12 protein-coding genes are annotated in these 10381 nt (G+C 72.4%); 8 read left to right on the top strand and 4 right to left on the bottom strand.

What is annotated here, in order from left to right; translation table 11 throughout:
* The coding region (locus LZG04_RS38450) for a chromosome segregation protein (protein WP_233826684.1) at positions 1-981 on the bottom strand (981 nt) is incomplete at its 3' end.
* 69 nt (positions 982-1050) lie between these two features.
* Positions 1051-2364, bottom strand: coding sequence for a crotonyl-CoA carboxylase/reductase (ccrA, locus tag LZG04_RS38445; protein WP_233826682.1), 1314 nt, complete (start codon positions 2362-2364; stop codon positions 1051-1053).
* A gap of 216 nt (positions 2365-2580) precedes the next feature.
* Here ccrA and LZG04_RS38440 point away from each other — a divergent pair, with 216 nt between their 5' ends.
* Together LZG04_RS38440 and LZG04_RS38435 are read left to right on the top strand one after the other, a co-directional pair.
* A complete protein-coding gene (locus tag LZG04_RS38440; RefSeq protein ID WP_233826680.1) occupies positions 2581-2943 on the top strand; it encodes an SPW repeat protein in 363 nt (120 codons plus the stop codon).
* A gap of 66 nt (positions 2944-3009) precedes the next feature.
* Positions 3010-3567, top strand: coding sequence for a TetR/AcrR family transcriptional regulator (locus LZG04_RS38435; protein ID WP_233826678.1), 558 nt, complete (start codon positions 3010-3012; stop codon positions 3565-3567).
* Here the strand turns inward: LZG04_RS38435 and mce are convergent.
* Entirely contained in the window at positions 3564-4007 is a 444-nt protein-coding gene (mce, locus tag LZG04_RS38430) for a methylmalonyl-CoA epimerase (protein WP_233826676.1), read from the bottom strand. The two genes, LZG04_RS38435 and mce, sit on opposite strands and share 4 nt — an antisense overlap.
* A gap of 125 nt (positions 4008-4132) precedes the next feature.
* Here mce and LZG04_RS38425 point away from each other — a divergent pair, with 125 nt between their 5' ends.
* From LZG04_RS38425 to LZG04_RS38410, 4 genes are read left to right on the top strand one after another with little or no spacing between them, the layout of a single operon-like run.
* Positions 4133-5320, top strand: a complete 1188-nt coding sequence (locus tag LZG04_RS38425) for an acetyl-CoA C-acetyltransferase (RefSeq protein ID WP_233826674.1) — start codon at positions 4133-4135, stop codon at positions 5318-5320.
* 4 nt (positions 5321-5324) lie between these two features.
* Complete coding sequence (gene meaB / locus LZG04_RS38420; protein WP_233826671.1) at positions 5325-6290, top strand: methylmalonyl Co-A mutase-associated GTPase MeaB; 966 nt, start codon at positions 5325-5327, stop codon at positions 6288-6290.
* Positions 6287-6868 carry a hypothetical protein gene (locus tag LZG04_RS38415; RefSeq protein WP_233826669.1) on the top strand — a complete coding sequence of 194 codons (582 nt, stop codon included), beginning with the start codon at positions 6287-6289 and terminating at the stop codon, positions 6866-6868. Before meaB ends, LZG04_RS38415 begins: the two co-directional genes overlap by 4 nt.
* On the top strand, positions 6865-7389 hold the full coding sequence (locus LZG04_RS38410) for a hypothetical protein (protein ID WP_233826667.1): 525 nt from the start codon (positions 6865-6867) through the stop codon (positions 7387-7389). Before LZG04_RS38415 ends, LZG04_RS38410 begins: the two co-directional genes overlap by 4 nt.
* A gap of 4 nt (positions 7390-7393) precedes the next feature.
* Here the strand turns inward: LZG04_RS38410 and LZG04_RS38405 are convergent, their stop codons facing one another.
* Positions 7394-8233, bottom strand: coding sequence for an arylamine N-acetyltransferase (locus LZG04_RS38405; RefSeq protein WP_233826665.1), 840 nt, complete (start codon positions 8231-8233; stop codon positions 7394-7396).
* A 111-nt stretch (positions 8234-8344) separates the two neighbouring features.
* Here LZG04_RS38405 and LZG04_RS38400 point away from each other — a divergent pair, with 111 nt between their 5' ends.
* Entirely contained in the window at positions 8345-8743 is a 399-nt protein-coding gene (locus LZG04_RS38400) for a pyridoxamine 5'-phosphate oxidase family protein (protein WP_233826663.1), read from the top strand.
* A gap of 48 nt (positions 8744-8791) precedes the next feature.
* On the top strand, positions 8792-10372 hold the full coding sequence (locus LZG04_RS38395) for a GAF domain-containing protein (RefSeq protein WP_233826661.1): 1581 nt from the start codon (positions 8792-8794) through the stop codon (positions 10370-10372).
* Positions 10373-10381: the final 9 nt, after the last annotated feature.

Here is a 10381-nt window from a genome sequence, read left to right as displayed (position 1 = left end):
CAGCAGGGGGGTGACGTCGTGCAGGGCGGAGCTCACGGCGTGCAGTTGCTGGGACAGGCGGTTGCGCAGTTGGCGGAGGGCGTCCACCTTCTGGGTGGCCTGGGTGACGCGGCGGTTCGCTTCCTCCGTCGCCTTGCGCACCCGGCGGTTCGCCTCGTCGGTCGCCTCCTGCACGCGCGCCGTGGCCTCGCTGATCGAGTCGTGCCGACGGCGGTTGGCCTCCTCCGTCGCCTCGCGCACCAGCCGCTGCGCCTCGGCGTTCGACGCGGCCTGCTCCTGCGCGACCTGGGCGCGCACCCGCGCGGCTTCCTCGGTCGCTTCCCGCACCCGGCGCTCGGCCTCGGCCTTGGACGCCGCCTCCTGCTCGGCCAGCGTCTTCATCGACTCGACCCGCCGGGCCGCCATCGCGATCTCGAAGTCCTCCTCGACCGTGGTCCGGCGCTGGAGCGACTCCTCGTCCAACCGCGCCGCCTCGGCCCGCGCCTCGCCCACGATCCGCTCGGCCTCGGCGCGTGCCGTCTCCAGCACGCCCCGGTGCTCGGCCTCCATGTCGGCGCGCCGCTGGTCCAGCTCGGCGATCAGCTTCTCGTACCGGGTGCGCAGCACGCCCGCGTCGGCCTCGGCCTTGGCGCGGATGTGCCCGCCCTCGGCCTCGGCCCGCGCCTTGATCTCGTTCGCCTCGTCCTGCGCGAGCCGCAGCATCCGCTGCAACCGCTCGCTCAGGCCCTCCAGGGTGGTCGGCGGCAGCGAAAGCCGCTCCACCTGGCCGCGCAGCTCCGCGATCTCCGACCGGGCCGCCTCCAACTGGCGGGCCAGGTCGTTGGTCTGCGACACCGCCGCGTCCCGGTCGGCCGCGAGCAGGCGCAGGTCGGAGTCCAGGCGTTCCAGGTGGTCCTCGACCTGGGCGCGGTCGTACCCGCGCTTGACGATGTCGAAGCCGGATCCCAGGGGGACGAGGTCACGGTCGTCGGCGAGGCCCATGCCGCTCACGCTACCCGCTCCCGATGTGCGACGGTCACCCGAGCGCCGCACATCGGGAGTGATTTCGCTTTAGACGCCCCGGAAACGGTTGATCGCGTCCAGGTGGCGGGCCCGCAGCTCGTGGTCGCGCACGCCCAGGCCCTCCTCCGGCGCCAGCGTCAGCACGCCGACCTTGCCCTGGTGGGCGTTGCGGTGCACGTCGTACGTGGCCTGCCCGGTGTCCTCCATGGAGTACACCTTGGACAGTGTCGGGTGGATCTTCCCCTTCGCGATCAACCGGTTGGCCTCCCACGCCTCCCGGTAGTTCGCGAAGTGCGAGCCGACGATCCGCTTGAGGTGCATCCACAGGTACCGGTTGTCGTACTGGTGCATGTACCCGCTGGTGGACGCGCAGGTCACGATCGTGCCGCCCTTGCGCGCCACGTACACCGACGCGCCGAACGTCTCCCGGCCCGGGTGCTCGAACACGATGTCCGGGTCGTCGCCGCCGGTCAGCTCGCGGATCTTCGCGCCGAGCCGCTTCCACTCGCTGACGTCCTGCTCGTGCTCGTCCTTCCAGAACCGGTAGCCCTCGGCGCTGCGGTCGATGATCAGCTCCGCGCCCATGCGCCGGCAGATCTCCGCCTTCTCCGGGGACGACACCACGCAGATCGGGGTCGCGCCACCGTTCAACGCGAACTGGGTCGCGTAGGAGCCGAGGCCGCCCGACGCGCCCCAGATCAGCACGGTGTCGCCCTGCTTCATGTTCGCGCCGTTGGTCGACACGAGCTGCCGGTAGGCGGTGGAGTTCACCAGACCGGGTGACGCCGCCTCCTCCCACGTCAGGTGGTCGGGCATCGGCATCAACTGGTTGGTCTTGACCAGCGCGATCTCGGCGAGGCCGCCGTAGTTGGTCTCGAAGCCCCAGATGCGCTGCTGCGGGTCGAGCATGGTGTCGCTGTGCCCGTCCGGGTGCTCCAACTGCACGTCGAGGCAGTGCGCCACGACCCGGTCGCCGGGCTTCCACGCGCTCACGCCGGGACCGGTGCGCAGCACCACGCCCGCCAGGTCCGAGCCGACCACGTGGAACGGCTGGTCGTGCCGGCCGCCGTACTTCTTGAGGAACGCGAACGTCGGCAGCGGCTCGAAGATCGAGGTCCACACCGTGTTGTAGTTGATGGCGCTGGCCATCACGGCCACCAGCGCCTCGCCGGGGCCCAGCTCGGGCGTCGCGATCTCGTCGACGTGCAGCGACTTGCGCGGGTCCTTGTCCTTGGTGGCCAAGCCCTCGAACATCTTGACCTCGTCGGCGTGCACCGTCACGCCCCGGTAGCTCTCGGGTACGTCCAGCGATCCGATCGCGTCCAGTTCGTCCGCGAGGATCGCGTCGAGGATCTTCTGCACGGCGTTTCCCTCCCAATGGGGGCGTTGGGGGATGGTCGGGTGTGGCGGGCTCTAGAGGTCCACGCGAGTTGCCGGAGGTTACCCACGGGTAACCGATTCAGAACGCCGCTCTGTGAGCCACTGCACTGGCATTTCCCCCGATCGGTCCTCCTTGACCGGGCGGCCAACCAAGCGCACCATCGAAGGTGTCCGATCGACAGGACGGAGGTACTGGTCATGGCCAAGGCGTGGACGAGGTGGCAGGACTGGGCCGAGGTGGTCATCGGCGTCCTGGTGCTGCTTTCGCCCCTGGTGGTGGAGACGACCACCGGGGCCATGTGGACGATGATCGTGCTGGGCGCACTGATCGCCATCGACGGCCTCGCGTCGCTCGCGATGCCCGGGATGGTCTACGGCGAGTGGTTCCAGATCGTCCTTGGCGCGCTGCTGTTCATCTCCCCGTGGGTGATGGGCTACAGCGACCTGACCGCGGCGTCGTGGATCTCCTGGGTCGCCGGCGTGCTGACGGTGGCGGCGGGCGCCATGGCGCTGCCGCTGGCCAACGCCGCCCACGGCGGCCGGATCGCCGGCACCGCCTGAGGGTGACGACAGCCGGGCCCGCGGCGGCCACCGCGGGCCCGACCGACGGGAAGGGATCACCGGGAAGTGGTCGAGGACTCGTCGGCCCGGGAACGGATCCTGCGGGCGGCCGAGGAGCTGTTCGCCGAAGCCGGCTTCGACGCGACGCCGACCTCGCGCATCGCCGAACGGGCCGCCGTGCCCAAGGGCCTCGTGCACTACTACTTCCGGCGCAAGGCCGACCTGCTGGCGGCGCTGGTGCAGCGGCTCCCGGACGGCACCGTGGACGCGCGCCGGGTCGTGGTCGTCGGCGACATCGCGGAGAGCCTGCGCAGGCTCGTCGCCGCGCTGGACGCCCGGCTGGAGGCGTCACCGCTGCTCAGCCACCTGCTGTGGCGCGAGGCGGACACCCACAAGGCGGTCCGCGACGCGTTGCACGAGCGCTACCGGTCGGTGGCTCGGCAGATCCGCAACGTCATCGTCGCCGCGGGTGGGGCGGCGGTGGCCGCGAAGGACGTCGACAGCGCGTCCGCGCTGCTGGCGCTCGCGGTCAGCTACCGGCACTCGGTCGCCCGGCACGCGCCGGACGACGACCGGATGGACCTGGAGCTGTCGTTCGTGGCCGCCGCCCTGGAACGGTCCTAGTGGCCCGCGGCGGGCTCGACCAGCTCCACGAGCACGCCGCCCGCGTCCTTCGGGTGCACGAAGTTGACCCGGCTGTCGGACGTGCCGCGCCGCGCCTGCTCGTACAGCAGCCGCAGGCCCTTGGCGCGCAGCGCGGCCGCCGCCGCGTCCACATCGGACACCCGGTAGGCGAGCTGCTGGAGGCCCGGCCCGGAGCGGCCGATGAACTTCGCGATGGTGGACTCCGGGGTCAGCGGGGCCAGCAGCTGGACGGCGGTGCCCGTGCCGTCGTCACCGGGCGCACGCAGCATCGCCTCGCGGACGCCCTGCTCCTCGTTGACCTCCTCGTGCGCCACCTCGAGGCCGAAGTGCTCCCGGTGGAACGCGATCGCGACGTCGAGGTCGGGCACGGCGATGCCGACGTGGTCGATGGCGGTGACGAGTCCGCGGAGTTCTTCCATGGTCACGAAGGCTAGCCGCCGAATCGGTGCAGGTCTCCCTGTGCGGCGCCTCACAGGGCTACTCAGCGGTAACCCTGGGTATCGTGGCGTGTTAACAACCGCTTACACCCGCTGTGGAGGCTGCTGTGTCCGGTTCCGTCATCGTCGCCGGGGCCCGTACCCCGATGGGACGACTGCTCGGGTCGTTGAAGGACTTCTCCGGCGCCCAGCTCGGCGGCGTCGCGATCAAGGCGGCCTTGGAGCGGGCCGGTGTGGCCCCCGAGCAGGTGCAGTACGTGATCATGGGCCAGGTGCTCACCGCGGGCGCGGGCCAGATCCCGGCGCGCCAGGCGGCGGTGAACGCGGGCATCCCGATGACCGTGCCCGCGCTGACGATCAACAAGGTGTGCCTGTCCGGCATCGACGCGATCGCGCTGGCCGACCAGCTCATCCGCGCGGGCGAGTTCGACATCGTGGTGGCGGGCGGCCAGGAGTCCATGACGCAGGCGCCGCACCTGCTGCAGAAGTCACGCGGCGGGTTCAAGTTCGGCGACGTCACCATGCTCGACCACATGTCGCACGACGGCCTGTTCTGCGCGTTCGACCAGGTCGCGATGGGCATGTCCACGGAGAAGTTCAACGCCCGGCACGGCCTGACCCGCGAGGAGCAGGACGCGTTCGCCGCCCGGTCGCACCAGTTGGCCGCCAAGGCCGCGGGCAACGGCGTCTTCGCCGAGGAGATCGCCCCGGTGCGGATCCCGCAGCGCAAGGGTGACCCGATCGTGTTCGCCGAGGACGAGGGCGTGCGCGGCGACACCACCCCGGAGACGCTGGCCAAGCTGCGGCCGGCGTTCGCCCCGGACGGCACCATCACCGCGGGCTCGGCGTCGCAGATCTCCGACGGCGCGGCGGCCGTCGTCGTGATGAGCAAGGCCAAGGCCGAGGAGCTGGGCCTGACCTGGCTGGCCGAGATCGGCGCGCACGGCGTGGTGGCCGGTCCGGACGCCAGCCTGCACCAGCAGCCCTCGAACGCGATCAAGGCCGCGTGCGCCAAGGAGGGCATCGACCCGGCCGACCTGGACCTGGTCGAGATCAACGAGGCGTTCGCCGCGGTGGGCATCGTGTCCATGCGCGAGCTCGGCCTGGCCGAGGACAAGGTCAACGTCAACGGCGGCGCGATCGGGCTGGGCCACCCGATCGGCATGTCGGGGGCCCGCATCGCGCTGCACCTCGCGCTGGAGCTCAAGCGCCGCGGTGGCGGCGTGGGCGCGGCGGCGCTGTGCGGCGGCGGCGGTCAGGGCGACGCCCTGATCGTCCGCGTGCCTAAGGTCTAGAGGTGTGGCCCGCACCGTTGACGTAGCAGAACTGGTCGACCGCGCGCGCGAGGGACAATCGCGCGCGGTCGCCAGGCTCATCTCGCTGGTCGAGGACGCCGGCCCGCAGCTGCGCGAGGTGGCGGGCGCGCTGGCCCCGTTCTGCGGCAACGCGCGGGTCGTCGGCCTGACCGGTGCGCCGGGCGTGGGCAAGTCCACGTCCACGTCCGCGCTGGTCGCGGCCTACCGCAGGCGGGGCGAGCGGGTGGGCGTGCTGGCCGTGGACCCGTCGTCGCCGTTCTCCGGCGGCGCGCTGCTCGGCGACCGGGTGCGGATGGGCGAGCACGCCTCCGACCCCGGCGTGTTCATCCGCTCCATGGCCACCCGCGGCCACCTGGGCGGGCTGTCCTGGGCCACGCCGCAGGCGTTGCGCGTGCTCGACGCGGCGGGCTGCGACGTGGTGCTGGTCGAGACGGTCGGCGTCGGCCAGTCCGAGGTCGAGGTGGTGTCGCTGGCCGACACCGCGGTGGTGCTGCTCGCGCCGGGCATGGGCGACGGCATCCAGGCCGCCAAGGCGGGCATCCTCGAGATCGGCGACGTCTTCGTGGTCAACAAGGCCGACCGCGACGGCGCGGACGAGACCGCGCGCGACCTCAAGCACATGATCTCCCTCGGCCGGCGGGAGCGGGAGGGCGGCTCGTGGCGGCCCCCCGTGCTGAAGGCGGTCGCGTCCCGCGCCGAAGGCATCGACGAGGTCGTGGACGCGATCGACGCCCACCACGCGTGGCTCGTCGAACGCGGTGAGCTGGACCGACGCCGCGCGACCAGGGCCTCGGCCGAGATCGAGGCCATCGCGCTGGAGCGCCTGCGATCCCGGATCGGCGGATTGCGCGGCGCGTCCGCGCTCGAAACCCTGGCCAAACGGGTCGTGGCGGGTGAGCTGGACCCCTACGCTGCGGCTGATCGACTGGTCGAGGGGGTGGGGGCATGACGCCCGTGGTGATCGACATCGGCAGGCGGGACGTCCGCCGCGTGCTGATCGGGGGTGCGGTGGCCGGTGTCCTCGGCGTGGCGGCACTGGTCGGCGCGGTGACGGCCTACGCGGACGGCGAGGGCGTCGGCGGCACGATCGGGCTGGTCATCGGGCTGGCGTTCACCGGCATCACGCTGGGCGCGATCGTGAACTGGAAGAAGATCTCCCGGCCGCGCAAGCTCGTGCTGGAGGCGCCCGGCGTGCGGTGGGACGACCCGGCGGGTGCGCCGTGGGCGGTGACCTGGCCGGAGCTGGGCGCGGTGCGGATCTCGCGCACGCGGGAACGGGTGTTCCACCCGGCCGACGCCGCCGTGCGCAAGACCATGGTGCGGCTGGACCTGCTGCCCGCCGACCCGCCGGCGTTCCGGGCGCGGCACGTCGACATGGCGCACCTGGCCCGCCAGGACGGCGTCTACCGGCTGCCGCTGGGCGACGCGGCGGGCCTGGTCCGGGTGATCGAGGGCGCGGTGCTCGGGTTCGCACCGCACCTGTACCGCGGTGTGCAGGACGAGGGCTTCACGGTGGGGTTGTCATGAGAGAGATCGAGATCCCGTTCGGCAACGTGCCGGAGCGGCGGGCGGGGCTGGCGGTCCAGCTCGGCTTCACGCTGTTCGGCGTCCTGCTGATGTTCCTGTCCTACGCCGACGGCCACCTGGCGGCGATGTTCGTCGGGCCGCTGGTCGCGATCGGCGGCCTGATCGGCGGCGGTGTCTGGCGGCGCAAGGCCCGCCTGCGCCGGCTCGTGGTCGAGCCGCAGGGCCTGCGCTGGGAGGAGAAGAACGCCTCCTGGGCGGTGCCGTGGTACGAGCTGTCCGGGGTGGCGCTGTCCTACGACGACAAGCCGAAGCCTTCGCTGTGGCTGCACTTGCGGCCCAACGACCCGGGGACGTTCGGCGCCACCTACCGGAGCATCCCGATGACGGCGTTCGGCTGGCGGGTCCAGCTGCCCGACGCCACCGGCGGGGACATGCTGGACCTGGGGCTCAAGCGGCACGCGCCGCAGATCTACGGCGGGTTCGTGCCGCACTTCGACGGCGGGCTGGGCGCGTCGCTGTGACCGGCTAGACCCGCGCGGCCAGGTGCGCCTCGTGCTGGGCCACGACCTTGCGCCACAGCGGGTCGCGGTCGGGTCCGGCGATGAGCAGGCCGTAGACGTCGGCCAGGGCGGTGAACCAGTCGGCCCGGTCGTCCAGGACCGTCCTGGTCGTCGTCTCCTCAACCCTGGTCAGGGTCAGCGCGCGCAGCACGTCCCAGCCCCGGCCGTCGGCCCGCAGCACGCCGAACGTGCGCACGAACCCGGACTCGGGCGACGTGGACAGGTGCTCGTGCCGGTCGGCGAAGTCGTCCAGCCCGACCGCGTCCGGCGCGAAGTGCATGGCGAAGAAGCTGCCGCGCACGTCGTGCCGCAGCCGCCACGCGCCCGGCGCGACCGGTGACGGTGCCAGCTCGAACGTGAACGGCCCCTGGCGGTGGACGCCCGCACGCAGCGGCAACGGCGAGTACAGCCCATCGCCCAAGCCGACGTCCACCAGCCAGGTGTCCTCGGAATCCGGCAGGTCACGGACGGTGAGCGCGAGGTGGTTGCGGGTGATGGCCGGCGCGGTGTCCCCGGTCGTCTGCACGCCGCCGGGGTGCCTGGTCACGTGGTAGCCCAGCGCGTGCAGCAGCTCCGCGAACGCGCCGTTGAGGTGGAAGCAGTACCCGCCGCCACCGGCCAGCACCCTGGCCACCGAGGCGAGCGGGTCCAGCGGGGTCGGGCGGCCCAGTTGGATCTCCACCGTCTCGTACGGCACCCGCCGCGCGAACGCCTGGTGCAACCGGGTCAACGCCGCCGCGCTCGGCGGCTCGGCCTCGGTCACGCCGAGGTGGCGCAGGAACGCGGTCACATCGAACGCAGCCATCGCGGAAGTCCCCCAACCAGGTCGGATGTCGAAGCCGGGACTTCCGACTCTAGGCAACGACGATCACAACGCCGAACGTTTAACCCGGCGACCGGGTGACGAAGAGGTGCGATGTACGACTCCGCTGGACTTCAGGTGCTGTCGCGCGAGGAATGCCTGAAGCTGCTCGACCAGGCCGCCATCGGTCGCTTGGTCTACACCGACCGGGCGCTGCCGGTGGTGCACCCCGTGGTGTTCGCGCTCGACGGCGAGTGCGTCGTGCTGCGCGTGCCGGACGGCAGCGCCACCCTGGTCGCCCGGGACACGATCGTCGCGTTCCAGATCGACGACATCGCGCCCGACCTGTCCCGCGGCTGGTCGGTGATGGCGGTCGGGCACGTCACCGAGGTCGAGGAGCAGGAGCGGCTGGCCGAGCTGAAGCGGCTGCCGCTGGCCTCGCGCGGGCACGGCCGGGGTGACCACTTCCTGGTCGTCGACCTGGAGGTGCTGTCCGGTCGTCGCATCCCCTAGGTCGAGGCGTTAACCTCGAGACCTCCGACTCTTCAGGGTGGTCAAGGGGTGGCCGGTTCCCCGGACGCGAACGCCGCGACGCGGCTGGACGGCCTGCTGCGCGAGCTGACCGACCGCACCGCCGAGGCCGTCGTCTCGCAGGAGCGGCTGCACCGGCTGCTGGCCGCGGTCGTGTCGCTGGCCAGCGACCTGTCGCTGCCCGACGTGCTGCGCCGGGTCGTGGAGTCCTCGTGCGACCTGGTCGGCGCCCGGTACGGCGCGCTGGCCGTGGTCGGGCCGAACCGGCAGCTGCTGGAGTTCACTCACGACGACGGCCACCACGACGCCGACTTCGAGGGACCCGGCTCGCGGGCGACCGCGTTCGACCCGTCCGGGCCCGGTTTCCTGGGCGTGCCGGTGCACGTGCGCGGCGCGGTGTTCGGCAACCTCTACCTCAGCGACAAGGCCGACGGCTCGGACTTCACCCGCGCCGACCGCGAGCTGGTGACGGCGGTGGCCGCGGCGGCCGGCATCGCGATCGAGAACGCCCGCCTCTACGCGCAGTCGCAGCAGCGCGAGGTGTGGCTGCGCGCGTCCAACGAGGTGACGAACGCGCTGCTCACCGGTACCCCGGACCGGGACGCGCTGCGCTTGGTCGCGGTCCGCGCCCGGCTGGCCGCCGACGGCGTGAACGCGTTGCTGGCCCTGCCCGACGTGCAGGGCGAGCTGGCCGTGCGGGTGGTGGACGGCGAGGTGCGCGGGTTCAGCGCGGCCGCCGAGGGCGGCCCGGCCCGCGAGGTGTTCGACACCGGCAAGGCCAAGGTGCTCGACGGGCTGCCCGGGCAGCGGCGGATCGGCCCGGTGGTGTTCGTGCCGCTGGCCGCGGGGCAACGGGTGCTCGGCGTGCTGATGGTGGCGCGGGCGCGGGAGCAGCGGGCGTTCGACGGCTCCGACGTGGCGCTGGTCGAGTCGTTCGCCCGGCAGGCCGCGCTGATCCTGGAGTTCACCCGGGCCACCGGTGCGGGACGGCGGCTGGCCGTGCTGGAGGACCGCGACCGGATCGCCCGCGACCTGCACGACCTGGTCGTGCAGCGGCTGTTCGGCCTGGGCCTGGGGTTGCAGAGCATGAACGGCCTGGTGGAGCAGCCGGTGGTGGCGCAGCGGCTGACCGAGTTCGTCACCGAGGTCGACCAGACCATCCGGGAGATCCGGCGCACCATCTTCTCGTTGCAGGAGCCGCCCGCCGGCACGGCCGACCTGCGCGCCCAGCTGATGAAGGTGGTGCAGGAGTCGACCCGGCTGCTCGGCTTCGAACCGTCGCTCGCGCTGGACGGCCCGATCGACTCGGTGGTGCCCGACCACGTGCGGCCCGACCTGCTGGCCACGCTGCGCGAGGCGCTGGCCAACGCCGCGCGGCACGCCTCGGCGAAGAAGGTCGAGGTCGAGGTGTCGGTGGACCGGGCGGCGACCAACCTGCGGCTGGTCGTGCGCGACGACGGCGACGGCCTGCCCCCCGGACGCGGCAGGCACACCGGCGGGCTGGTCAACATGGCGGCGCGCGCCGAGAGGTGGGACGGTTCGTGCGAGGTCGAGTCCGCCCGGGGGCGGGGTGTAACGCTGACGTGGTCCGTGCCGTTGGTGTCGGTGTAGGGAGGCCAC

Origin of the sequence: Saccharothrix sp. S26 (assembly GCF_021390395.1) — a bacterium.
In the GTDB taxonomy this organism is placed as follows: domain Bacteria; phylum Actinomycetota; class Actinomycetes; order Mycobacteriales; family Pseudonocardiaceae; genus Actinosynnema.
This window is presented reverse-complemented; position numbering and strand designations above follow the sequence as displayed.